Source organism: Domibacillus enclensis (assembly GCF_900156125.1).
GTDB lineage: Bacteria > Bacillota > Bacilli > Bacillales > Domibacillaceae > Domibacillus > Domibacillus enclensis.
This window is the reverse complement of the sequence record NZ_FTLX01000007.1, coordinates 205,039-231,322: the sequence shown is the minus strand read 5'-3', so window position 1 is coordinate 231,322 and position 26,284 is coordinate 205,039. Positions and strand designations below refer to the sequence as shown.

16 protein-coding genes, 8 tRNA genes, 1 rRNA gene and 1 pseudogene are annotated in these 26,284 nt (G+C 38.0%); 25 read left to right on the top strand and 1 reads right to left on the bottom strand.

Annotated features, from left to right (window positions below; genetic code table 11):
* The 9 genes from rrf to BW952_RS15060 form a co-directional block, all read left to right on the top strand.
* A 5S ribosomal RNA gene (gene rrf, locus BW952_RS15100) occupies window positions 1–95 on the top strand; the annotation flags it as partial.
* A gap of 15 nt (window positions 96–110) precedes the next feature.
* A tRNA-Asn gene (locus BW952_RS15095) sits at window positions 111–185 on the top strand.
* Window positions 186–192: 7 nt separating this feature from the next.
* Window positions 193–265 (top strand) — tRNA-Thr (locus tag BW952_RS15090).
* Window positions 266–300: 35 nt separating this feature from the next.
* Window positions 301–372, top strand: a tRNA-Glu gene (locus BW952_RS15085).
* Between the two features lie 6 nt (window positions 373–378).
* A tRNA-Val gene (locus tag BW952_RS15080) sits at window positions 379–454 on the top strand.
* A 10-nt stretch (window positions 455–464) separates the two neighbouring features.
* Window positions 465–540, top strand: a tRNA-Thr gene (locus BW952_RS15075).
* A gap of 17 nt (window positions 541–557) precedes the next feature.
* Window positions 558–641 (top strand) — tRNA-Tyr (locus BW952_RS15070).
* Between the two features lie 69 nt (window positions 642–710).
* Window positions 711–785, top strand: a tRNA-Gln gene (locus tag BW952_RS15065).
* A gap of 7 nt (window positions 786–792) precedes the next feature.
* Window positions 793–865, top strand: a tRNA-Lys gene (locus tag BW952_RS15060).
* A gap of 130 nt (window positions 866–995) precedes the next feature.
* On the opposite strand, the gene BW952_RS15055 is transcribed toward BW952_RS15060, so the two are convergent.
* Window positions 996–1,145, bottom strand: a complete 150-nt coding sequence (locus BW952_RS15055) for an aspartyl-phosphate phosphatase Spo0E family protein (protein ID WP_231581494.1) — start codon at window positions 1,143–1,145, stop codon at window positions 996–998.
* A 154-nt stretch (window positions 1,146–1,299) separates the two neighbouring features.
* Here BW952_RS15055 and sigW point away from each other — a divergent pair, with 154 nt between their 5' ends.
* From sigW to BW952_RS14975, 16 genes and pseudogenes are all read left to right on the top strand, one after another.
* Window positions 1,300–1,863, top strand: coding sequence for an RNA polymerase sigma factor SigW (gene sigW / locus BW952_RS15050; protein WP_045852196.1), 564 nt, complete (start codon window positions 1,300–1,302; stop codon window positions 1,861–1,863).
* Between the two features lie 18 nt (window positions 1,864–1,881).
* Entirely contained in the window at window positions 1,882–2,478 is a 597-nt protein-coding gene (locus BW952_RS15045) for an anti-sigma factor family protein (RefSeq protein WP_045852197.1), read from the top strand.
* A gap of 111 nt (window positions 2,479–2,589) precedes the next feature.
* Complete coding sequence (cdaA, locus tag BW952_RS15040; protein ID WP_045852198.1) at window positions 2,590–3,429, top strand: diadenylate cyclase CdaA; 840 nt, start codon at window positions 2,590–2,592, stop codon at window positions 3,427–3,429.
* The gene (locus BW952_RS15035; RefSeq protein WP_045852231.1) at window positions 3,422–4,384 is read left to right on the top strand and encodes a CdaR family protein; all 963 of its coding nucleotides are present in this window, start codon (window positions 3,422–3,424) and stop codon (window positions 4,382–4,384) included. Before cdaA ends, BW952_RS15035 begins: the two co-directional genes overlap by 8 nt.
* A gap of 35 nt (window positions 4,385–4,419) precedes the next feature.
* Complete coding sequence (gene glmM, locus BW952_RS15030; RefSeq protein WP_045852199.1) at window positions 4,420–5,769, top strand: phosphoglucosamine mutase; 1,350 nt, start codon at window positions 4,420–4,422, stop codon at window positions 5,767–5,769.
* Between the two features lie 115 nt (window positions 5,770–5,884).
* A complete protein-coding gene (locus tag BW952_RS15025) occupies window positions 5,885–7,075 on the top strand; it encodes an MFS transporter (protein ID WP_052698533.1) in 1,191 nt (396 codons plus the stop codon).
* 337 nt (window positions 7,076–7,412) lie between these two features.
* Window positions 7,413–9,215, top strand: coding sequence for a glutamine--fructose-6-phosphate transaminase (isomerizing) (gene glmS / locus BW952_RS15020; RefSeq protein ID WP_045852200.1), 1,803 nt, complete (start codon window positions 7,413–7,415; stop codon window positions 9,213–9,215).
* 149 nt (window positions 9,216–9,364) lie between these two features.
* A complete protein-coding gene (locus BW952_RS15015; protein ID WP_231581503.1) occupies window positions 9,365–10,237 on the top strand; it encodes a hypothetical protein in 873 nt (290 codons plus the stop codon).
* A 22-nt stretch (window positions 10,238–10,259) separates the two neighbouring features.
* On the top strand, window positions 10,260–11,099 hold the full coding sequence (locus BW952_RS15010; protein ID WP_045852201.1) for a heteromeric transposase endonuclease subunit TnsA: 840 nt from the start codon (window positions 10,260–10,262) through the stop codon (window positions 11,097–11,099).
* Complete coding sequence (locus tag BW952_RS15005) at window positions 11,096–13,255, top strand: Mu transposase C-terminal domain-containing protein (RefSeq protein ID WP_045852202.1); 2,160 nt, start codon at window positions 11,096–11,098, stop codon at window positions 13,253–13,255. Before BW952_RS15010 ends, BW952_RS15005 begins: the two co-directional genes overlap by 4 nt.
* Complete coding sequence (locus tag BW952_RS15000) at window positions 13,233–14,927, top strand: ATP-binding protein (protein ID WP_045852203.1); 1,695 nt, start codon at window positions 13,233–13,235, stop codon at window positions 14,925–14,927. Before BW952_RS15005 ends, BW952_RS15000 begins: the two co-directional genes overlap by 23 nt.
* Before the next feature lie 97 nt (window positions 14,928–15,024).
* A complete protein-coding gene (locus BW952_RS14995; RefSeq protein WP_045852204.1) occupies window positions 15,025–15,264 on the top strand; it encodes a hypothetical protein in 240 nt (79 codons plus the stop codon).
* A 58-nt stretch (window positions 15,265–15,322) separates the two neighbouring features.
* Window positions 15,323–17,194 carry a TnsD family Tn7-like transposition protein gene (locus tag BW952_RS14990; protein ID WP_045852205.1) on the top strand — a complete coding sequence of 624 codons (1,872 nt, stop codon included), beginning with the start codon at window positions 15,323–15,325 and terminating at the stop codon, window positions 17,192–17,194.
* 114 nt (window positions 17,195–17,308) lie between these two features.
* Window positions 17,309–19,162: pseudogene (locus tag BW952_RS14985) on the top strand (TnsD family Tn7-like transposition protein).
* 57 nt (window positions 19,163–19,219) lie between these two features.
* Complete coding sequence (gene avs1a / locus BW952_RS14980; protein WP_045852207.1) at window positions 19,220–20,434, top strand: AVAST type 1 anti-phage system MBL fold metallo-hydrolase Avs1a; 1,215 nt, start codon at window positions 19,220–19,222, stop codon at window positions 20,432–20,434.
* Between the two features lie 17 nt (window positions 20,435–20,451).
* Window positions 20,452–26,268 (top strand): S1 family serine peptidase, encoded by a 5,817-nt coding sequence (locus BW952_RS14975; protein WP_045852208.1) that lies wholly within the window; start codon window positions 20,452–20,454, stop codon window positions 26,266–26,268.
* Window positions 26,269–26,284 lie beyond the last annotated feature (16 nt).

Sequence of the window (26,284 nt, the reverse complement as noted above, 5' to 3'; positions counted from 1 at the left end):
GTCACACCCGTTCCCATCCCGAACACGGCAGTTAAGCTCTTCAGCGCCGATGGTAGTTGGGGGTCTCCCCCTGTGAGAGCAGGACGCCGCCTGGCAAATTTTCATAACATTCCGCAGTAGCTCAGTGGTAGAGCAATCGGCTGTTAACCGATCGGTCGCAAGTTCGAGTCTTGCCTGCGGAGCCATTGCTTTGCTTCCATAGCTCAGCAGGTAGAGTGCTTCCATGGTAAGGAAGAGGTCACCGGTTCGAGCCCGGTTGGAAGCTTACTGTTTTTCACGTAAGCCTGAAAATTTTATACTGGCCCCTTGGTCAAGCGGTTAAGACACCGCCCTTTCACGGCGGTAACACGGGTTCGAATCCCGTAGGGGTCATCATATGGAGGATTAGCTCAGCTGGGAGAGCATCTGCCTTACAAGCAGAGGGTCGGCGGTTCGATCCCGTCATCCTCCACCATTTCTTTTGCGCCGGTGTAGCTCAACTGGTAGAGCAACTGACTTGTAATCAGTAGGTTGGGGGTTCAAGTCCTCTTGCCGGCACCACTTTTCAATTAAATAGCGGAGGGGTAGCGAAGTGGCTAAACGCGGCGGACTGTAAATCCGCTCCTTCGGGTTCGGCAGTTCGAATCTGCCCCCCTCCACCATTTTCCTAAAGGAACATCTCAAAATATGTTCTTTTTCTTATTTATAGGGTATACTACATACAACTTCAATGGGCTATAGCCAAGCGGTAAGGCAACGGACTTTGACTCCGTCACGCGAAGGTTCGAATCCTTCTAGCCCAGCCATTTTTTCGAGCCATTAGCTCAGTTGGTAGAGCATCTGACTTTTAATCAGAGGGTCGAAGGTTCGAGTCCTTCATGGCTCATCATACGAAAAGGCTTTTCACGTCATTCGACATGAAAAGCCTTTTTTTTATGGTTTTTTTCGTTATTCGACAATAAAACTGGTATAATTAGAAATAAAATGGAAACATTTTCGTTTTATAAAGAGCTGCTTTATTTATGGGCTGAAAGTTCATTTAAAAGCCGGTCAAGCTTTTGGCTGAGTTCAATTACTTTTTTGTCATTAAATGATGTTTGCATTGCCTGGGAGACCATTTCTGAGCGATACTGTTCAATCGTTGTAGAAAGCTGAATTAACTGCAAGGATGAGACCCCCCATTCACCATAGAATATATACATAATAATACCTCTTTTGAAATTAATGTAAACTATTATATCAAAAATTTTCATCTTTTTTTGAAACTTTTATGTACCTGCATCCGTATTAATACATACCGCGAGGGCGGAGGGAGAAAAAATGGATTTAATTGTTCAGAGACGAATTAAACAAGTAATAAAAGGAGATCAAAATGCGTTTGGAGAAATTGTCGAGCTTTATAAGGACAAAGTGTACCAAATCTGTTTTCGAATGCTCTGGGATCGTTACGAGGCGGAGGACGCGGCTCAGGAAACCTTTTTAAAGGCCTTTTTAAATATTCATACGTACAATCAGGACAAAAAGTTCTCGACCTGGCTTTACCGGATCGCGACCAATTTATGCATCGATAAAATTCGCAAAAAAAAGCCGGATTATCATCTGGATGCAGAAATTGCCGGTACGGATGGCCTGAATATGTATGCTCACCTGGCTTCTGGAGATCAGCTTCCTGAAGATGAAGTGGAAAGCCTGGAGGTGCAAGCGTCGATTCATGAGGCGATTTTACTGCTTCCTGATAAGTATCGTGCGGTCATTGTGTTGAAATATATTGAAGAATTGCCGCTGCAGGAAATAGCAGATATATTAGAACTGCCCCTTGGTACGGTGAAAACACGTGTTCATCGGGGACGTGAAGCACTGCGAAAGCATTTGCGGCATTTGTGAGAAAGGGTGCGGTGAACGATGACATCTTGTTCAAAACAGATTGTTCATTCTATGCATGAATATCTGGATGGGGATATTCAAGAGGAAAAAAAGCAAGAGCTTAAATTTCATATAGAAACGTGTGCAGATTGTAAACAGCATTTTACGGAGTTGGAAAAAACAATCGCGCTTGTGCAAAGCGCTTCTCATATTGAAGCACCAGCAGGGTTTACATCGAGAGTAATGGCGCTGCTTCCAAGGGAAGGAAAAAAGGTCGGCATTGAACGGTGGTTTCGCCATCATCCGTTTCTTACCGCAGCTGCATTATTTCTGATCCTTATGAGCGGCGGATTTGCTTCTTTATTCACCCAGGAGGATGAACATTTTGCTTTCACGAAAAACAGTGAATTAAAGGTGGAAAATGAAACGGTTATTGTCCCGGCTGGTGCTATTATTGAAGAAGACATTGTCGTGAAAAACGGAGATATCCGAATTGAGGGATCTGTTGATGGAAATGTCACGGTCATTAACGGAGAACGGTATATGGCGTCTGCGGGAAATGTAACAGGCGAAATTGAGGAAATTGACCAGTTATTTGGACGGATCTGGTATGAAATGAAGTCATTATTCCGATAAGAAGCAGGCGAGTATCGTCTGCTTCTTATTAGGTTGTATGTTATAATGGACAGGTTAAGGAAGAAAGTGATTTTCTTCACGGCTCCGTAATTCCAACCTGGAGGATCTAGTATGCCGTTTACGACTTATTTTCAAGATTATACGTTTATTGATTATTTATCGAATGCGATTGATATATTGCTCGTTTGGTACGTTGTGTACAAATTATTAATGGTCATCAGAGGGACAAAAGCAGTCCAGTTATTAAAAGGGATTTTTGTTATCGTCATTATTCGAACGGTGGCTGGTTTTGCCGGTCTGGACACATTAAGCTGGATTATGCAGCAGGCGCTCACATGGGGCTTCCTGGCGGTCATCATCATCTTTCAGCCAGAGGTTCGGCGCGCGCTTGAGCAGCTAGGGCGCGGGCGGATTTTCTCCCGCAGTGCGATTCAAGAAGATGAAGAGCAGCGGAAGATTATCGATGCACTAGTTAAATCCGTCCGGTATATGGGCAAGCGGCGCATCGGTGCCCTGATTTCCATTGAAAAGGAAACGGGCATGAATGATTACATCGAAACCGGTATTCCGATGCATTCCGTTATCACATCAGAATTGCTCATTAATATTTTTATTCCGAATACTCCGCTGCATGATGGAGCGGTCATTATTCAAAAAGATCAGATTGCGGCGGCAGCCTGTTACTTGCCGTTGTCAGAAAACCCGTTTATCTCAAAGGAGCTCGGTACACGTCACCGGGCGGCCCTTGGCATTAGTGAAGTAACCGACAGCTTGACGATTATCGTCTCGGAAGAAACAGGCGCTATTTCCGTCACGCGAAATGGTGATCTGTACCGTGATTTAACGGAAGAAGAATTTCAAGACATTTTAGAGCATCAATTGTTAACCGGCCTTGTTAAAAATGAATCTCCAAATCGCTGGACGTGGAAGGGGCGCAGAAACAATGGATAGTTTTGTAGAAAGCAAATGGTTCGTACGGATTGTCGCATTTCTATTGGCCTTTTTACTTTATATGACGGTGAATTTTGGTGACTTTGAAGCTGTCCAGCAGGCGGGAGATTCTGCACTTGATACAACAGAGGTATTGACGAATGTACCGTTAAAGACCTATTATGATACAGAAAATTTATATGTATCCGGGGTTCCGGAGCAGGTACGGGTTGAACTGTCCGGTCCTAAAAGCATTATCGAGTCCACAAAGCGGCTGCGTGACTTTGAACTGGCCCTTGATTTAACAGATTATGAAATCGGCGAGCACCGTGTGGCGATCAAACACAATAACTTCTCTGAAAAGCTGGACGTTTCCATTCTGCCGGCTTCCGTCGATGTAAATATTGAGGAAAAAGTCACAACGACCAAAACGGTGACGCCTGAGTTTAATGATTCTGCTCTTGCTGAAGGGTTTCAAGTGGAGAATGTCACCGTGGCGCCGCGTGAAGTAAAAGTAACCGGATCAGAATCTGACATTGAGAAAATTGCGTTTGTCCGGACTGCGCTGACAAGCGAAGATGAGATCAACGAAGAAACAACTGCGACGGCCGCTGTTCAAGTGCTGGATGGAAACTTGAATAAGCTGGATGTCAAAGTGGAGCCGGCGACAGTTCAAGTATCGATTTCGGTTAAAAATCCAAGCAAAAAAGTACCGCTTAAAGCTGTCTCAAAAGGAACACCAGCAGATGATGTGACGATTACCTCGCTGGAGCCGGATGTCGATGAGATCACCATTTATGGAAAAGAATCGGCTCTTGAGGAGCTGGAAGAACTTTCTCTTCCGGTAGATGTAAGCGGCGTAACAAAGGATACAACACTGACGGTACCGGTTAATCTCGGAGAGCAATTTAATTTTTCATCACCGCAAGAAGTAAAGGTGAAGGTAACAGTGGAAAAATCAACGGATGAATCATAAAAAGGCCGTTTGAATAAAAGGAGAGAAAACAATAGATGGGTAAGTATTTTGGTACAGATGGTGTCAGAGGTGTCGCGAATGCAGAGCTGACACCGGAACTTGCATTTAAGCTTGGCCGGTTCGGTGGCTATGTATTAACGAAAGACGCTGAACGTCCGAAGGTATTAATTGGACGGGACACCCGTATTTCAGGACCGATGCTTGAAGGAGCGCTAGTTGCAGGGCTTCTTTCTATTGGAGCAGAAGTCATGCGCCTCGGCGTGATTTCTACGCCGGGGGTTGCGTATTTAACAAAAGCAATGGATGCGCAGGCGGGCGTCATGATTTCGGCTTCTCATAATCCGGTTCAGGATAACGGCATTAAGTTTTTCGGTTCAGACGGTTTTAAGCTTTCTGATCAACAGGAAGCAGAAATTGAAGCGTTGCTTGACCAGCAGGAAGACATACTGCCACGCCCTTCAGGAGCCGATCTGGGTTCTTTAAATGATTATTTTGAAGGCGGGCAAAAATACATTCAATTCTTGAAGCAGTCGGTTGATGAAGATTTCGAAGGCATTCATGTGGCGCTAGATTGTGCTCACGGTGCGACCTCCTCTCTTGCTGCTCATTTGTTTGCGGATCTTGAAGCGGATATTTCCACAATGGGTGCATCGCCAAACGGGTTAAACATCAATGAGGGTGTAGGGTCTACACATCCAGAAAAGCTGGCTCAGTTTGTAAAGGAAAAAGGCGCAAACCTCGGCCTTGCCTTTGATGGAGATGGCGACCGTCTCATTGCCGTGGATGAAAAAGGGAACATCGTCGACGGTGATCAGATTATGTTCATCTGTGCCCGTTTTATGAAAGATCAGGGAACGTTGAATAACGATACCATTGTGTCAACCGTTATGAGCAATCTCGGCTTTTACAAGGGCATCGAAGAGCATGGTATCCAAAGCGAACAAACGGCCGTTGGGGACAGATATGTAGTAGAAGCAATGAAGAAATACAACTACAACCTGGGCGGCGAGCAGTCCGGTCATATTATTTTCCTTGATTACAATACAACAGGTGACGGTCTTTTGAGCGGCCTGCAGCTTGTAAACATTATGAAAGCAACGAAAAAGCCGCTGTCTGAGCTTGCTGCTGAGATGAAAAAATTCCCGCAGACGCTCGTAAATGTCCGTGTGACAGATAAGCATCATGTGACAGATAATGAAAAGGTAAAAGCGGAAATTGAGCAGGTGGAAGCAGAAATGGCTGGAAATGGCCGTGTGCTTGTGCGTCCATCCGGAACAGAGCCGCTTGTGCGTGTGATGGTTGAAGCCGCAACGGAAGAGCAGTGCCGTTCGTATACAGACCGCATCGCGAAAATTGTGGAAGAAGAAATGGGTCTTCGCGTATAAGCTTCAAAAAAAGAGTCCAGCTGGGCTCTTTTTTTGGTTCTGCTCAAAGGGTTGAAATGTACGGAGAACTGCATAATAATAGAAGGAAAGCGCTTTACATGGTGGGAAAGGCAGGATGGAGATGCAAAAAGAGGGTTCACAGCCGGTGATTGGGCGAAAAGACCATGCGTTTTTCCTGGCAGCGGTGTTTTGTTTTTGGTTTGCGATTTATATTTATGCGCCCGTCTTTGGCGTGTACCTTCAAGAAAAAGGGTTCAGCTTTTCAGCGATTGGCATTATTCTCGGTGCATACGGCATTACACAGATTCTGCTGCGCTTTCCATTCGGCGTGCTGTCGGATTTTCTTCATAAAATTCGTAAGCAGCTGTTTGTCGGCGGCTTTATCGTTGCGCTTGTCAGCAGCCTCATGCTCGTTTATTTCGATTCGTTTGTGATGGTGCTGACGGCGCGCCTTCTTGCAGGCGTGACGGCATCGATGTGGGTAATGGCTACGGTGCTTTACTCTCACTATTTCAGTGCAGCACGTGCGTCAAACGCGATGGGCATTATGCAGTTTGTAACGGTGGCAACACAATTCCTCAGCATGGCGGTCAGCGGCTGGCTCGTTCACCAGTTCGGCTGGGTATTCCCCTTTTGGGTCGGTGCCGCCGCGTCCATTTTAGGGGCGATATTTGCCTGGAATATTCAAGAAGCGAGAACAGAGGTCACGTCTTCTCCGGCGAATGCCCTTCGTCACATAAAAGAAACGGTGCAAATGCCTCATTTAAAAATGCTGACGTTTTTGTCCCTAGTGGCACATGCTGTTTTGTTTATTACGATTTTCGGGTTTAGCCCGATTTATGCGACGGCACTTGGCGTAGAAGAGCAGTCCTTTATCTGGCTGACGTGTGCTTTTTTTATTCCGCATGCGGCAGCTTCGCTCAGCCTTGTTTTTTACCGGCTTGATCCGCGCTTCAACAAGCGGGTGCTGGCTGTTTGCTTTATTGTCACCGCTTTTTTCCTTATCGCCGTTCCGTTTGCCGGTTCACTTGCATCTCTTAGTGGTGTGCACTTCTTTATTGGTCTGGCATTGGGCTTTATTTTTCCGATTTTGCTCAGCGAAGTGGTGCTTGTCAGTCCGCCTGCGTTTAAAATGTCAGCGATGGGGTTTTTTCAGTCGTTTTATGCCCTGGGTATTTTTCTCGGACCGCTCGGAGCAGGTGTGATTGCCGATCAATGGAGTCTTGGCGCTGTTTTTATGCTGACCGGTGTTTTGTGTTTGGCAGCAGCACTCCTTGTTTTCCTGTTTTTGGGACAGCGGAAATGAGTTTTTGATTGACGAAACAGATAGAACACGGTATGATTATCGTGTTTTTATCTGTACATAGAAAGGAGCGAAAGAGCAGGCAAGGATTTCAACCAAAAGCGCCAGGACTGAGCGGGACGACCATGCGCTCAGTTGACGAGGAGGAGGTTTATCGATGATTCGGCGGATACCTCCCGGCTGCAGGCACACAGCTGTTACGTTCATCCTTAAAACAGGGGGGCAACCTCTTGCACAAAGGGAGCGGACATGTGCTTAAACTAAAAAACGAGGAGCGCGGCAGGCATTGTGCCCCAGCCGGCGCTTGTTTGCCGACGCCTCTACTCAGGAGGAAACAGTTATGTGCGGAATAGTTGGATATATCGGCAGCGAGGATACGAAGGAAATTTTATTGAAAGGGCTTGAGAAGCTCGAATACCGCGGCTATGACTCAGCCGGTATTGCTGTGCGCAACGAAGAGGGTGTGCACATTTTCAAAGAAAAGGGACGTATCGCTGATTTGCGTGAAGTGGTGGACACAGCTGTTCAATCTCATGCAGGAATCGGTCACACTCGCTGGGCGACTCACGGCGTACCAAGCCGTTACAACGCGCATCCACACCAAAATGAATACAGCCGCTACACGCTCGTTCATAACGGCGTCATTGAAAACGATGAGCAGCTGAAAAGCGAATACTTGCTCGATGTCGCTCTTCAAAGTGACACCGATACAGAAGTGATCGTGCAGCTTATCGGTCTGTTCGCAAAAGAAGGCCTTTCAACAGAAGAAGCATTCCGTAAAACGCTCGGCTTGCTAAAAGGCTCTTATGCGATCGCGCTTTTAGACAATGAAGACGAAGAAACGATTTACGTAGCGAAAAACAAAAGTCCACTTCTTGTTGGTCTTGGCGAAGACTGCAATGTTGTCGCGTCTGATGCGATGGCAATGCTGCAAGTAACAAACCAATTTGTCGAGTTGATGGATAAAGAAATGGTCATCGTCACAAAAGAATCTGTAACCATTAAAAGTGAAAACGGCGAACCTATTGAACGCGCTCCTTATACAGCGGAACTTGATGCCGGTGATATTGAAAAAGGCACATATCCGCATTACATGTTAAAAGAAACGGATGAACAGCCATTCGTCATCCGTAAAATTATGCAGGCGTACCAAAATGAGCAGGGCGACCTTCATGTAGACGAAAGCATTCTGAATGCAGTCAATGAAGCAGACCGCCTGTACATCGTCGCATGCGGCACAAGCTACCATGCCGGTCTTGTTGGAAAGCAATATTTGGAACAAATGGCGAATATTCCGGTTGAAGTGCATGTCGCGAGCGAATTCGTGTACAACATGCCGCTTCTGTCGAAAAAGCCGTTGTTCATCTTTATTTCCCAGAGTGGCGAAACAGCAGACAGCCGTGCCGTCCTGGTAAAAGTAAAAGAGTTGGGCTATGAAGCACTCACGATCACAAACGTAGCAGGCTCTACGCTGTCACGTGAAGCGGATTACACGCTTCTGCTGCATGCAGGTCCTGAAATCGCGGTGGCGTCTACAAAGGCGTATACAGCGCAAATTGCGGTCCTGTCAATTTTGGCAGACGCGGCAGCGAAAAAAGCAGGCATCGACACAGGCTTTGATCTAGCTCACGAGCTCGGTATTGTTGCCAACGCAATGGAAGTGCTTTGTGACGGCAAGGAAGAGTTCGAGCAAATCGCGCGCGACTACTTGTCAACAACACGCAACTGCTTCTTTATCGGCCGTTCAGTTGACTACTATGTCGGCTTAGAGGGTGCCTTGAAGCTAAAAGAAATTTCGTACATTCAAGCAGAAGGCTTTGCCGGCGGTGAACTGAAGCACGGCACAATCGCGCTCATTGAAGACGGCACACCGGTCATTGCCCTTGCAACACAGGGGTCCGTCAACCTGAACATCCGTGGCAACGTGAAGGAAGTCGCAGCACGCGGCGCCAACACGTGCGTCATCTCGATGAAAGGCCTTGAGCAGGAAGGCGACCGTTTCGTCCTGCCAGCCGTTCATGAGCTGCTGTCACCGCTAGCCGCCGTCGTTCCATTCCAGCTGATTGCTTACTACGCAGCGCTTCACCGCGACTGCGACGTGGATAAGCCGCGGAATTTGGCCAAATCCGTGACGGTTGAATAAGCGAATTGAAAACAGTGTAAAAAAGTGTGGCTTTTTAAAAAAGCTCGATAATTTATAAAAAAGATTGATCATTTTAAAAAAAGTTCGATAATTTATAATAAAGTTTGATAAAAAAGACCCCTTAGGATAATCTTTCCTTAAGGGGTTTTTTGCTTTTTGAAAAAATAAAAGAGAACGGAGCTGAAGCTGTGTCTTATCCAAAATACGATCCAACTAATCCACAATTATTAGAATCAATTGTGTGTTTTGCTGATATTTTAGGTTTTTCTAACTTAATTATCCAAAGCGATCAGCAAGATAAAGGAACTGATTTACTGAGGGACTTACATAATATACTATCTAATCAATATAGAGAGATGTCTGAGTTGAATCCATTAGGCTCTTTCAAATCTTTTACTGACAACGTTATATTGGCTTATCCAAAGGTTGAAGATGGAGAAGGGCAGTCAGGAAGTATTTTCATGTCATTTGTATATTTTCAATTAACAATGACGCTTAATAGTTACTTCATACGCGGTGGAATTTCTTTAAATAAATATTATGGTGACGAACACTTCGCCTACGGCCCAGCGTTAATCGAAGCTCACGATTTAGAATGTAAAGATGCAATATATCCACGGATAATATTAAGTGCAGAAATGATTAAAATGGTTAAAGTGCATCTGGATTATTACGGAAAAGTCAGTTATGCTCCGCAATACTGGCATTTACTCCGTGATAACGAAGATGGTCAATGGTTTATTAATTATTTACATGGTCTCCAGGAAGATTATGATGAAACTCGGGATTTTGAAAATTATGCAGACCTCTTAAAAAAACATAAAAACTGCATAGAAGTTAAACTAAAAGAATTCCAAGGTATTGAAAAGATTTTAACGAAATATGAGTGGACTGCAAAATATCATAATTATTTCTGCTCAATGCACATTACAGAAGAAGGACTTCAGAAATACGACCTATTAATTGATGGCATAGAAGATGGAAATTTTTCTAGAATCGTGGAGGATTCTGACAGTTATTAAATAATACACAGGGGAGGGTGTAATGGCCAAGCGTACCAGATCGAATTCAATCGATAAAAAACTCAAAGACGGCAGAGGACAAGGAATTGAAGTTAACTACACACCATGGCTAAAGATCCAAGATGTTTCTTCCTCAGGAAGGGCTACTCGTCTAAAAGGAATGAAAATACCAAGACAATTTGAATTTCTTTCTGATTTGGAACAGAACTATTTTTATCTGTTAGAATATTCTGATTTAGTTATTGATATTCGTGAGCAATATCCTCTCTTGCCTATTGAGGAAACTTTATTGATTGCAGAAGAGTTAGGAATTATACATCCAAGGGATCCGAAAACGAAAGAGCCTATTGTTATGACTACCGATTTTCTTGTGACAGTTTCGGAAAACAAAGAACGAAAAGAATATGCACGTACAGTTAAAAGCAAGAACGACTTGATGAATGAACGTGTGCTAGAGAAGTTCGAAATTGAACGTGTGTTTTGGAAACGTCGTAATGTAGATTGGAGTATTGTAACGGAAAAAGAGATTCACAAAACGATGGCATTTAATATTAAGAATGTTAGAGAATATAAAGAGCTTCACGACATTGAAGGATTTGACATGATGATTACAGAGCATCTAGAAGATTTGATTATTGATTATATCGGCCGATTGCTAACAAAAGATGATTCAATACGCGCTCTGTCCTATGAATTTGAGAAGGATTTCGATTTGCTCTTGGGAAGCGGTATCGGTATTTTTAAGCATCTTGTCATTAATAAAATCATTGAAGTAGATCTTTTAGAAAAGATCGATGTAAATCAAGCTATTCCTATAAAGGCGGTGCATAAGGATTTTTCACAGAAGGTGAAGTCAATATGATTTTTAACAATCAAGTGTACCAATATGTGAACAGAGATGAGAAAGATAGAATCCGGATTATTGAGTTGGATGATTCCATTGTTTATTACGTGGAACTTCATGGCGATACAGCAATGCCTAAGAAAATTTCTTCTGCAACAATTGAGGCTGAGGTCCAAGGTGAAGTATTAATAGCCATTTCTGATCCATATTTTAAGAGCTATGCTGAAAAAGATCTATCCGAGAAGCAAATTAAGAAGCGAGACAAGGATTGGCAGGTTGTCTCAACTTATTGGAATGTATACAAAGAAAGCTTATTAGAGAAAAAGAGAAGAGAAGATGCGTTTGAGAAAATAGCGGCTGAAACAAATTTAAGTAAGCTGAAGCTCAAACGCATCTTTACTCGTTTTTGGCAGCGGGGACTTAATAAAAATGCTTTGCTTCCTGACTATATACACTCCGGCGGGAAAGGAAAAGAAAAATTACTATCCGGCAAAAAAATAGGAAGACCACGTAAATTAAATGTAGCCGATGATATGAAACAAGGCATTAATATTACAGAAGAAGTGAAGAAGCAATTTGCTTATGTCATTAAAAAGTATTATCGACGAAAAAATCAAGTAACTCTAAAAGAGACTTATGATTATTTGTTAAAAGAATTTTATTCAAATTCTTATATTGAAAACAATATAGTGAAATTTAAGATATACGATAGTTCCAGAATTCCGACATACAATCAATTTTATTATTGGTTTAAAAAACATGAAGATCCGCAGCTCGACATTGTGCTTAGAACAAGCTCGAAAGAATATGACCTAAAGCATCGACCTATTTTAAATAATTCGACGAATGAAACAGATGGACCGGGTACCCGTTTTCAGATCGATTCCACTATTGCGGATATTTATTTGGTAAGCTCATTTGATCGAACACTAATTATTGGGAGGCCGATTATTTATGCAGTAATAGATGTATATTCGCGTATGATTGCAGGAATCTATGTAGGTTTAGAGGGTCCCTCTTGGGTGGGTGCAATGATGGCATTAGACAATATGGCTGCTGATAAAGTTGAATTTTGCAAAGAGTACAATATTGATATCAATGTTTCTCAATGGCCGGTAAAGCATTTGCCTGAAATTATTATTGCTGACAGGGGAGAATTTGAGGGTTATTCAGTTGAAAACTTGATTAACAATTTAAATATTAAAATCGAAAATACCTCGGCATACCGGGGAGATTTAAAAGGAATTGTAGAACGTCAATTTCATACAATAAACGGCAAGATAAAGAGAAAAGCACCCGGTGCCATTCAAAAAGAGTACCGGGAACGTGGAGATCGTGACTACCGTTTAGACGCTAATTTAAATTTAGATGAATTTATAAAGATCGTTATTCACCTTGTATTGCAACATAACCAGAAGGTTATTGAGAAATATCCTTTAGAAAAAGGAATGGTGGCCAGCGGCTTAACAGCTACACCACTTAATTTATGGAATTGGGGCATTGCGAATAAAAAAGGACGGCTTAGAATGATCACAGATCGGAATGTTTTTAGGCTGAATCTTCTTCCAAGAGGTAATGCAAGAATTACAAGAGCTGGTATCCGGTTTAAAAGCTTATTTTACGGTTCAGACACAGCACTGAATGAACAATGGTACACAAAATATAAAAATATAAGCATTGAAGTTCTTTATGATCCACGAGATATGAGTTACATATACATTCCTCATGCTGACGGGAAAAGCTATGATTCATGTTACTTGCTTTCAACGAGTGAGCAATACCAGGGAGACACATTAGAAGAAATTGAATTTTACCAAGAGATGATAAATGAGCTTAAGTTGGTTCAAGTTGCTGAACAACATGAATCAGCAATTAATACAGATGCGGTCATCGAAGAGATTGTAAAGTGTGCAATGAGAGAAAAGAGAAAAGTAGAGCAAAAAGAGATCAATAAATCAGAAAAATTAAAAAATATCCGTAATAATAGAGAAGCCGAAAAAGTGGTGAATCGAAAAGAGGAAAGATTTGATTTAACATCTTCTTTTGTGGAAACAAGAGCGAAATTAATTGATTTGTCAACGAATCAAAAAAATGATGAAGCTAAGCCTAGGAGCAATTCTCGGTTAATGGAAAAACTGAGAAAGAAAAGAGATGAGGAATTTGAAAAAAAATGAAGACATTGTTGTTTTAAAAGGAGAATTTGAGAAGGCTCAATATAAACAACAGGTTCTGTCTGAATATAAACAAAATCCATTTATTGAGGCACTGCCCCCAATTTTCACAGAAAACGATGTATTGGAACGTTTTATGGTAGCTCCACGCATTACAAGTCAGGACAAAGCCCAGGAAACGAACATCCGTTATCATATTTTAAAAAGGATAAAAACCTTTATACAGCCGCTGCCGATTCATTTTGAAGTGGAACGTAAATTAGCTACTTTAATTCGCGGAGGATATTTGGCAAGAAACCCATTAAATAAAACTTACTTTGAACGGCTTCGTGTTTTAAATGAACTGCAAGCGGAGGAAAAAAAATCGCTCCGAGATATAGATCAAAGACTAAACTATATTCGCTCGACTGCTGACAGCTTATCAATAATCGGCATTTCGGGCATCGGCAAAACGACAGCGATTGAACGATTATTGCTGATGTATCCGCAAGTGATTAAACATGATGAGTACAATGGTCACCCGTTTAACCGCACTCAAATTGTATGGCTTAAAATTGATTGTCCATATGATGGAAGTCTATCAACACTATGTAAAAGCTTCTTTAAAGCAATTGATGACTTATTAGGAACCCGTTATCTTGAGAAATTCGGCTATTTAAACAGAGTTACGTCAACAATGTTATTGCACATGACATCATTAGCAAGTATGTATGGCATTGGAGTGCTAGTCATCGATGAAATACAGCACTTACTGCATGCAAAAAATGACCAGGAAGAAATGCTTAATTTCTTTGTCACTTTATCCAATACAGTTGGCATCCCAACAATTCTGATCGGAACCACCAAAGCCGAGAAGCTGTTTAAGGGCAACTTCCGACAAGCAAGACGAGCTGCCAGTGAGGGATCTATCTTTTGGGATCGCATGAAGGAAGATAGCGAGGAATGGCAATTCTTTTTAGAAACATTATGGGAGCTGAACTGTTTAAAACAATGTTCAGAATTAACCGAGGAAGTTAAAAAGACATTTTATGAAGAATGTCAGGGGATTACAGCTATTGCGGTTAACTTGTTTATATTAGCGCAGGAACGTGCTTTATTTGATGAAAGTAATCCTAATGAAGTCTTAATCTCGCGGACAATAAAACAAACAGCTAAAAAGGATATGAAAATGATCCAGCCAATGCTAAAGGCAGTCCGAACAAATAATTGGCGAGACATGATGAAGTATGAGGATATTATGTTTAGCTTGGATGAAGTCATGTTGCAACACAAGCGTGATACGGAGCTGACAGGCCGTATTCAAGAAGCATTTAGAGAAAGAAAAAAGACGATGGACTTCAAAAGACGTGATACAACCGAAAGTTTGGTGGTGGAGCTATTTTCTCTTGGCATTTTTGACAGTCTAAAAGAAGCTGATATGAAAAAGCTTGTTCAGAAAATTGTAGAAAACCAGCCAATGGATACTGACTACAATTTGCTAAAAACAGATGCTGTTCAAGCAGCACTTATGTTGAACCAGCAGAAAAAAGAACAACAAAAAAAGCCAAGACAGAAGAATACTGATATATTGCCGTTGTTGACACTCAGGAAAAAAGCATTGGATCAAAAAAAACATCCATACGAATTGCTAAAAGCAAGCGGATATATTAAAAATCCGATAGAAGAATTTTATTAATAACTTTTGGCATAGCAGCCTATTAATTTAGCAAGTAGAACAAGAGGAGTGAAATACGGTATAGGAGCTAACGTCTCTAAAGAAAGGAAAAATAATTATGGGAAAAGACTATTCAATGAATCAAAGTACATTTGACTTTATTATAGAATATGAAAAAGATATTGCTTCCGGAAAGTTGGTAACAGTGGATGAGTTGATTAAACTATTCGAAAAAAGCCGTTACTATAACGCAATTATTAAAACTTATGCAAAAACACCGCATAGCTCAATTTGGTATGCACTAAAGCGCAGTGGAAACTGGGAACGTGTTAAACCTGGGTTATATCAGAGAACCTAAATATTTCACTTACCTGAGCCAAAGATTCTTATTTTGACATAAGCAGGAGGCGATTTAAATGCTGTCGTTTTTTCCAGAACCATATCCTGGTGAATTAATCTATTCAACCATAGCCCGTTACCATTTATACAGCGGTAATTTGGACTGTAAAGATACATTAGAGGAAGTGTTTCAAAAGCGCACTGTCATACCAAGCGTGGAAATTGGTAGTCATTTAAACATTCTTGCGCAGCAAATGGGACCGCACTTTTCGATGGAGAATCTTTTAGGAAACCACACTATTTATTCGTTTTATGCATTATTTCTTTCGTGTGAAAAACGACAACAGATCCTCAAAGATGTTCAAAAAGATGGCAAAGGGCTATATGCAAGGCTTGGGATGCTGGCAGGGAGTATATGCAGGAAGGACGGTCTTTATTATTGCCCTCAATGTGCCGTTAATGATATCGACCAATATGGTGAACCATATATTCATAGAGAGCATCAATTGCAAGGAATTGATGTCTGCCCACATCACCAGTTGCTGCTAAAAAAGTACCCCATTAATCCTTCTGTACAAAGCAGAATTGCTTTTATCCGCTTTGAAGCCAAACGAATGAATTTATCCTTCTTACAAAGCACAGAGCCTTATTTTTATGATCTTCAAGTTATGCTGGCTAAAATGTCGTATAAGCTTTTACAAGTGAATATAAATCAGATCTCACGTGAAAAAATTGCTAAAAAGTATAGATTACTTTTGAGAGAACGAGGCTTGATTACAACTTCTAATCATGTGAGGCAGAATGATTTATATCAAATGTTCATAAGCAAATTTCCGATCGGTTTTTTAGAAAAATATGAATCTGCTCTTGATATGGACAATGAATATAACTGGCTGAGAGTTATAACAAGAAATACAAAGCGCCACGTTCATCCATTCCGCCACTTGCTGTTTCTTTATTTTTTAGAGAAAGACATAGAAGAATTTTTTAAAGATGTTAAGGAAGACCATGGACCTTTCGGAAGCGGACCGTGGCCATGCCTAAATAAAGCTGCTGCTCATTATAAAGAACATATCATTCAGGAAGTTTCGGTTACAAGAGACTTTAAATCGAAATTTCCTATTGGCACTTTCTCTTGTTCTTGTGGTTTTGTTTACGTTAGAAAAGGACCAGACACATCTTTAAAAAATATATATCGTATTGGGCGGACAAAAGTATTTGGAGAAGTTTGGCAGGCTAAATTAAAGCAGTTAAAGGGAGACGGGACATATAACGCAAGAGAGATAGGTAGAATACTTGGTGTAGATTCTAAAACAATCAAAAAATTTTTAGAAACGAGCATTGAAACATCAAATCCATCAAAAACCAATGGTTATTCTCAACGGTTACAGCAGTATCGTCAGCAACTATTAGAAGGGCTAAAAGAATACTCTGATTACACCCGCACTCAAATTCGGAATCTTTTTTCTAAAGAATACTCTTATCTATACCGTAATGATAAAGAATGGCTTTTTGATAATTTGCCTCAAAAGCAATCGAGAGTAATGCCAACAGGACATGTTGATTGGGAAGCACGGGACAAAGAATATTTATCAAAGATAAAGGCGCTTTATAGACAGTTGATCGTTAAAGACAAGCCGGTTCGAATCACCATATCCCTTATTGGCAAACAAACGGGTATATTATCAAATCTAGAAAAACGTTTAGATAAGCTGCCGAAAACAGCGAGGTATCTTGAAGAAATTACAGAATCTACACAAGAATTTCAATTTCGACGCTGTTGCAAAATTATTGAGCTGTTTTTGCATAAAGGAGAACCTGTGCTGCTTTGGAAAGTACAGCGTATTGGCGCTGTGAAATCGTATCATTTTCAGGAGATAAAACCCCTTTTAGAAAAGTATTTACGAGCAAGACAAGCAGTGGATAACTATAAGCAAACAACAAGTTAAAAGTTGCTTGGCTTTTTCCCGGAAATGAAGAGGCTCAGCATATTTGGATTAGTGCCCATTCCCTTTGTTGGCAATTGATATACTCCACAATGGTTTCTCGAAGGAGTTGATTAAATGTTACCGTTCTTTACTGATCCATATCCTGATGAATTGTTGTATTCATCGATTGCTCGTTATCATTTTTATAGCGGAAATACAAATTATAGAGATACAATAGAGGAATTATTTAAAAAACGTTCTGTAATTCCAAGTGTAGAAATTGGAAGCAACTTTTCTATATTAGCTAAGCAACTCGGTCCAAGTTATTCAATAGAAAGTTTACTGAATAAGCATACCATTTATCCATACTACTCTCTTTTTCTTTCTAAGCAACGCCAACAGGAAATTATAGAGGACGTTCAAGGAGACGGAAAAGGTCTGTATGGGAGGCTTGGAATGGTCTCGGGAGGCATTTGTAAAAAAAATGCTTTATATTATTGTCCAAAATGTGTAATTAAAGATATTCATCAATACGGAGAACCTTATATTCATCGTGAACATCAATTAGAAGGAATAGATTACTGTGCTCACCATGAATTAAAACTAAAGAAGTACATTACTGAATTTGAAACTCAGAGTAGATTCGAATATATTCGATTTGATAGTAAACATCTGGATTTATCTCCACCAAAAGAAAGTGAATTAGATAAATTTGAAGTAATTCAAGTTAAATTAGCGAAGATGGCTTATCAGTTGTTGCAACTACCGATTAATCAATTCTCTAGAGAAACAATTAATCTTAAATACCGCACCCTTTTAAGAGATCGTAATTTAATTGCACTTTCAAATACAGTTCGACAGAACCAATTACAGAAGGAATTTCAGTCGAAGCTCCCTTTTACATTCCTGGAAAAATACGAATCGCGTATTGATGGAGATGATACCTATAATTGGCTGAAAGTAATTGTAAGGAATTTAAAACGTCATGTGCACCCATTCCGACATTTACTAATGCTGTATTTTTTGGAGCAAGATGTTGATTCCTTTATTCAAGTGGAAATAGACAAAGGTCCATTCGGCGAAGGTCCGTGGCCATGTTTAAATAAAGTTGCTTTACATTACAGGCAAAATGTAATTGATACGGTAACGCTTAAAAGAGATTTTACTGGAACGAAACCTGCGGGGTTCTTTTCATGTTCTTGCGGCTCTGTATATACTCGAAAAGGTCCTGATAAGGTAGAATACGACAAATATCATATTAATTACATAAAAGAGTATGGTCATATTTGGATGGAGAAATTATATCAATTAGAAAAAGAGGGACTACACTTAAAGTTAATTGCAAAGGAGTTAGGTGTTCATCCACAAACAGCAAAAAGTTATTTAGATGCAAAAGAAGAATTAATAGAAAGAAAAACGGAGACCAATGAAAGGCTCATTAAACAATACAGAGAAGAATTGTTACAAGCTATGGAACGCTTTCCTAACTATAGAAGAACACAACTTCTGGAACAATTTAGAAAGCCATATAGATATTTATATAAACATGATAAAGAATGGATGTTGGCTAACTTACCAGCAAAGAAAGAGGTGACATAATCTAATAAAAGAGTTGATTGGAATATGCGAGATCAAGAATATTATGAAAAAATAAAGCTTCTATATAAAGAATTATTAGATCTTAAAAGGCCATTAAGAATTACAAAATCAGTAATCGGTAAAAGATTAAATATCCTTGCAAACTTAGAAAGACGTGGACATAAGTTACCTAAGACGACTCAACTGTTAAATGAGATTACTGAATCGGTCAGAGAATTTCAGATACGTCGCTGTTGTCAAGTAATTGATCAGATGATTGAAGAAAATGAGCCGGTTCTTTTTTCGGGGGTAAGAGCAATTTCTAATATACAAGCACATCATTTTAAAGCAATAAAGCCACAATTAGAGGCTTATATTAAATTAAAAATCATGGCAGAAATAGATAAGTAAAAAATTAGCCAAAAGGAAAATAATTTGATTAGTGCATTGACAGAAGGAGGGCTTTTCATGGAGCAAATAGCTATTTCAATGATGCCAGCATCATATGGAGATTCTTTTTTAATTTCTTGTAAAAATTTATCAGATACGAATATCCTAATAGATACAGGATTCATTTCAACATATACAAATTATTTAAAGCCAAGACTATTAAAAATGAACAAAGCTGGTAAATCCTTAGACTTAATGATTATTACTCATATTGATGCAGATCATATTTCAGGTGCCTTAAAACTTCTACAAGAAAATGGTTTTTCAAGTGACAGTAAAATCATAAATATTAAAGAAATTTGGCACAATAGCTATAGGCATTTACACAAAAAAGATTTAGAAAATGCGGAGATTGAAAATGAAATAGATAAAAATATTATTAAAGATATTAATAAAATGGGGTATCCCACAGAAATTATTATTAATAAAGATTTTAAGAAGGATATAGGAGCTAAGCAAGGGTCTTCCCTGGCAGCGTTAATAAAACATGGTGGATACGCATGGAATAGTAGTTTTGGAGGTGAATCCATTAATATAGAGAACAAGAACGTAATTGATATCGGAAAAGAAATAAGAATAAGACTTTTGTCTCCTGATGTAGACAAATTAAATAGTTTGGAGGAATACTGGAAGAAGGAATTAAGAAAATTGGGCTTTAAAAGTAAGCTGGATGGTAAAGCATTATTCGATGATGCGTTTGAATTTTTAATGGCATATGAAAAAACATTGATACCAAAAGATTTTCAACAGAATATATCTTCTTCCAAAAAAGAAATCGAAAGTTTAGTAAAAGAAGGATTTATTGAAGATAACAGCCCTACTAACGGGAGTTCAATAGCATTTGTTCTAGAAACAAAAAATAAAAAAATTTTATTTCTTGCAGACTCTCACCCAAGTATAATCACTAAAGAATTAAAAAAGATATACGGTAATAATTTAATTTGGTTCGATGCAATAAAAATCTCTCATCATGGATCTAAGGGGAACACAAGTCCTGAATTATTAGAAATTATTGATTCGAATAACTTCTTTATATCTACTAATGGTATGAAATTCAATCATCCTGATCTCGTAACTTTAAGCAGAATTATTTATAGAAAAACAGATAGGACTAGAAATATCATTTTCAATTTCGACACTGCTGTTTCAGATTATTTAAATCAAAAGGTACTTGCAGAAAAATACAACTACAAAGTAAAAGTTCTTAGAGAAGGAGAAAACTATTATATCTAGGATAGGGAGAATTTGAAATGAGAACAGAAAAATATATAGCCAGGATTGAATGTGGTACTGAAAGCGGTACAGGTTTTTTAATAAAAAATAACCGAGTACTGACTGCTTTACATACAGTTTCCGAACATAATTCAAATAACATTTCTATTTCTTTTCCCTACAACAAATCTTTAAGGGAAGAAATATGCGCAAGAATACTTGATTATAATGCAGACTTCGATATAGCGTTATTGGAATTAGAAACGGAACTCGAAAATGATGAGTATTTGCATATTAACGTATCTAAAACTGCCGAGAATGAAATATGGGAGACATTTGGATTTCCTGTGAGTAAATGGACTCCGGGAGCAAAGCTTACAGGTTCAATATTAAGATCTAATATAGAGAATGATCAGTTATTGTGGGATACAGACCTAAGTTATAATCAAAAATTTGAAAGATTTGATGGATTTTCAGGTGCTCCTCTTATTGTCAAAGATCATATTAAAGGAGTTATTTTACAAAAATTAGACGGTACTATAGCTGCAATTAGTACGTTCAAAATTAAAACATTCCTAGATAGCAATAATATTGAGTATGAAAATGATGCTGATTTGCTAGGTTTGGAACCTAGTGAAGAAAATATAGAATTACCAGTAAATAAAACAATAGTTACAGAACTTGAGAAAAAGTTTGATGAGCAAGAGAATGGCTATATATTTTTAAAAGGGAGCCCGGGATCTGGAAAAAGTACATTCGTTATGGAATACACTCCTATTAAAGCGGGTGTGAAAGTAATTGGTAAGTACCTTGTAAGAAATAAACAAGATGGTCTACCAATCGCTTTTAAATCTTCTGAATTAGTGTTTGCTGAATGGTTGGAAAAAGCTTTGTGGAATGAACTTTATGTAGAGATGCCGCCTAAACAAGATAGAAAACTTCATGAGTGGATAGCTGATATACAAAAATTGTTTGCTTTACTTTCACAAAAGCTAACAAAAAGTCAAACTGAAGGAATAATTTTTATTGACGGAATAGAAGATGTCTATTTTTCAAATAAAATTCAAGATTTCTTAAGTTTATTACCAGAAGAGTTACCTAGTAATATTTTTATAGTTCTTGCTTGTCAAAATGAAGAGTTTTTACCTGTTTTATTTAAGTCTCGTATAAAAGAGAGTAACATTGTAAAGGTTGTCCCCTTAGCTGTTAGTCAAACAAGATACATAGTTAATAGAAAATTACGTAATACAAGTTTGTCGTTTTCGCTTAGGGAGGCTATTGTAACTAAGTCAGAAGGTCACCCGCTATATTTAAGGTACTTACTAGAAGAGTCCATTCATTTAAAAAATGAAGAAATAATAATTGAATGGTTAAATCAAGTTCCCTACATTGGGGGAGATATCGAAGTTTATTACGAATCTTTGTGGAACAGGCTGCAGGAAAAACCGAATGAACTATATGCCTTGGCTACAATCGCAAGGCTAAGAGAGCGTGTAGATGAAAATATATTAAAAAAAGTATTGCCACCTCATATTGGAAGCATGTTGATGATTTTTTCACCAAAAATAAGATATTTATTAGACTTAGATCAAGGTATTTCCATTTATCACGCTTCATTTGCTAACTTTATAGTCAATAAGACAACGATGATAAGTGAAGAAATTCATTATCAAATTACGAAATTTTGTAAAGAGGAAGATAACCATTTATATTCAATAAAAAATATTTTATATCACATGTTGAGGCAAACCGAAGATCTAAGTATTGAAGCCATAATATACTGTAATCAAACCTGGGCAGATAAATGTACAACATACCATATAAAACCTGATTTAATAGTTTCTGATTTAGATGAGGTAATAGATTTCGCACTGAATAATAAAATAGAGATTAAAGAAACTATGAGGTTGTTGCTGTTATCTCAAAGAATTAAATTTAGATACAATAATCTTTTTGTCAGGTATGCTTCTGAATTTGCTAATTTGTTGATTCAGAAAAAAGAGTTTAATGAAGCAATGACATATATAGTAAGACAAGGATTCTTGATTATTGAGGATGATAATGCTATTGACTTTTTAATTAAATTTCTCGAGAACCATGCTAATGAAGAAGCTCAGGAAATTTTTCATATTTTAAGACAAAGGTTAATACTAGCCATGGAATCAGGTGAAATAAAATATAAAGTTATGGATTCTTATTACAAAGCATTGGCCATATTAACTTCATATCAATCAGATAATTCAGGAAATGCATTTTCTAAAGAGTATTCATTTTTGTTGTCGCAATTAGAATATATAGCTGATGATGATCAAGAAAGTTATATGGACTTTTGCTTATCGATAGTCTCATATCAGAAGGCGTTCTTAATTTTTAACAAAGATATATATACACCCATTGAAGCTTATGAAAAGCAAGGTATTCCCATTGATAGTAAAATGATTAGGGTTTTATTTTTTACCCTAATAGAATTATTAAAATTGGAAGAGACTTATGGAAGCAAAAATAACCTTTCCGGAAAAATAAACTTGTTGAAAGATACTAAATATTTATTTGAAAAATTTAATTTTAATAACGATAACCGTGAGATTTTCTTAATGGGGCTCGTCGATAATGAGTTTGATGTTAATATCATTGAAAGCTTAATTCAAGAGGTAATTATTGAAAATAACTCATTCTCTATAAGAGAAAAAAACGGCGTGGATTTAAATTATCAATCATTATATAAATTTAGTGCACTTTGGCAGTATCGAGGGTTTATTAATTATGGAGAACAACACCCAGAATTAGAGAACAATACACCAAGTACATGGGAAAATTACCTTGAAAGTGTTATTTCATTGGTAGGCTCTATTAAAGGAAATGCTTGGAGAGCAAGGTGCCATGGCACGGAGACTAAGTTTAACGAATTAGCAGATACAATAAAAAACATTTTGTATCCAAGCTTAAGCTTGGAGTTGAAAGAAAGAGTGTCTTGGGATAGAAGTTATTTTATTCCCGAAGATACCTTGGTTTATGTATATCAAGAAATAGCTGAATTTTACAAAGAATACTGTCCAACAAGAGTTCATGACTTCTTAGATTTTTTAATGAATAATTTAGAGAATCAGTTAGGGATGTATACTGAGGGATTTAGGGAAGCTATATTCTCAGTTATAATGATTTTGAAAAAAATCAAAGGTATAAAAAGAAAAATTTATGATTTAAGTAAGGGCTTAGAGAAGCATATTTTACTAGGAGTTCAGAACAGATGGGAACGTACAGAGGATTTAATTAACTTATCAAATATATATGTTTATTTGGACAATGAAGGAAGCACTCAGCGGGTTTTTCAAGAACTATTAAACAGCTCTATGGGACCCTCATGGTACAAAGAAGATCAATTGTCATTAATAAGAAGTTCATTGGTAAATCTACAACAATCAAATCAAATTGAAAGTTATTTGGCTAATATAGCGAGTATTTTAGAACATGCCTCTGGGGAAATGACTTTTCAAAGATATGTACGTGTAGAAAAAGAGGAATTTATAGGAGTTTTATGTAAGATAGGAAATTTAGGTAATGCAGTGGAATTTCTTAAAGAACAAGTACTGCCTCTACCTAAGGTACTTCAGGAAAAAGCAGAATCACCACAAATAGATTATACAGACAGAGGTAAAGGATACAAATTCGGTATAGGAAACTTAGAAGAACAGAATGCCATCCTCGAGATTCTGGAAAATAATTCGGACATGCATCCTTTGCTAAAATGGGGGTTTTGTGAACTGTTTTTGATTGGTGATACAAGGTATTTAGATCGTTTTGCCTCGATAATGGGAGATATAATATGTAAAAGCTCTACAGATAACAGTAGAGAAATACTTTTTAAAAGGTTATTGAAAATCTTAATTTCCGATATGACAAAAAATGAAAGAGAGACGTTTTTGATATCCATTAAATCTTTTATGGTGCCTGAACATTATAACCACCTATTAGAATTGATACAGAAAAATAATATTGAGGTGGAAATAGGTTCAAAAGAAATTCAGGATAGTGAGGAAGGTGCAGAAGTTCCACCAATGTCTTCAGATCATGAAGAGAGTAAAGACATAGCAGAAGATTTTTTTCTTCCTGGTACTTTTGGGAAAAGCTCTTCAATTAATAATTCGAATCAAGCTTTCTCTCAAGCAATGGACGAAATGCAAATGGATAATAATATAGGAGCAAAAGAAAAATTTATTGAAGGGCTAAGGACATTACAAGAAGGAGGATGGCAAATTTGGTCTGGAAATGTTAGTTCTGAAGCGAATCAAGCTTTTGAACATTTAGCAAATATATGTGATGTACAAGAGTTTGCAATTTCAATAAGATCACTGATTGTAGAAGAAAAATATGCACATGACTGGCAAATTGTGAAGAAAATATTAGATTTAATAGGAAGTAGATTCAATGAAGAAGAGGCAAAAGATATATTAAGTGTTGTAGTGGAACACTTAAATCTAATGGTAAGGCCACCAGAAGAACTTAAAGAATACTATCATTGGTTGAACGAAAAACAGCTTGTAAAGTCTTCTAATATTGAATTAGCGCAACTTTTCATCTGGTTTTTAGATAGTCCTTCAAGCCATATTCCGTATAGGGGACCAGAAATTTTAAAGGGCCTTACCAGAATAGATCCTAATTTCTTTGTTCCGATTATTTTAGATTATAGTTTTAACTTAAACACAAATGTTGCAGCAGAAATATGTGCGGGTATCATATACAGTTTAGCCCTTGAAAATATTGAATCGATTTGGTTGTATATTAATCAAAGTTACATCACTGACCGTATAAAAGAGTGTGAACATTTTACCGTAAAATACACTTTTGTGAAAATTCTTGAATTAGGAGGAGTGTCTCTTTCTACTATAGATGGCTCTTCACCGCCTGAAATAGATATACATTCAATAGAAGTAAATGAAAAATTTTGGAGGGAATCACATCCAATATTCGCTACTTTAGAGAAAATTAATTGTTGGAACAAAGATAATTATAAAGAGATACAACAATGTATTTTGGAGAAAAATCAGGCTTTAAGTATTGATGATTTGATTAAAATTGATAGTTACCTAGTTAGCGCATATCGAAAACAAGGACAATCGGTAATACTAAAATCAGAAGTTTATAGATCAATTAACAAGGTATTAGTAAGAAAGGTATATGATGAAGATGCCTCAAAGATATTTAAAGCCTTATGTAGAGTTAATCCTATATTTCCATCAGAACAAATTAGATTAAATAGTAAGCCGAGTAAGGAAAGAGAAATAATGAAATTTGTTTTAGGTAATTTAAGTCCAGAAGACTTCTTATTTGAGGGTAAATATCAGCACGTTCACTATACGGAAATTCTATATTCTGCAGAAGAAAACTGCATGAAGTCTGTTGAAATTATAGGATTTGCTAGAAAAGAAGAAGAGATCATAAATAATGAATTTGACCTTGAAGTAATGGCTTTAAAGTTTAAAGTAAATGATTTGCCTGATTTTACAAAAGGCAAGATAAATACTACATCATCCTATATACCTTTAATTTATAAAGGAGAATTTGACACTACTTATTATGGTGGAACTTTTACGCCTGCATATTTAAACAACGAATTAGATATCTCATCAAGTATAAATGAGAAAGATATAATTAGAGAAAGTTGGATTGAAGGAAGAAGCTGGGAGTTTGGTAAAGTAGGAATGCCCCTGAGGGAGGGTTCACGATTGCTTATATCTAAAGAAAAGATGAACTTAATTAGAAGCTTGGGTTGGAAACTAGGATGGTTTGTAAATTACAATGATGAAAATGCTTTTATAATAGACCGTGAAAAAAGAGAAATTGTTCAGTTGTGGTAAGGAGGAATGACAAGTG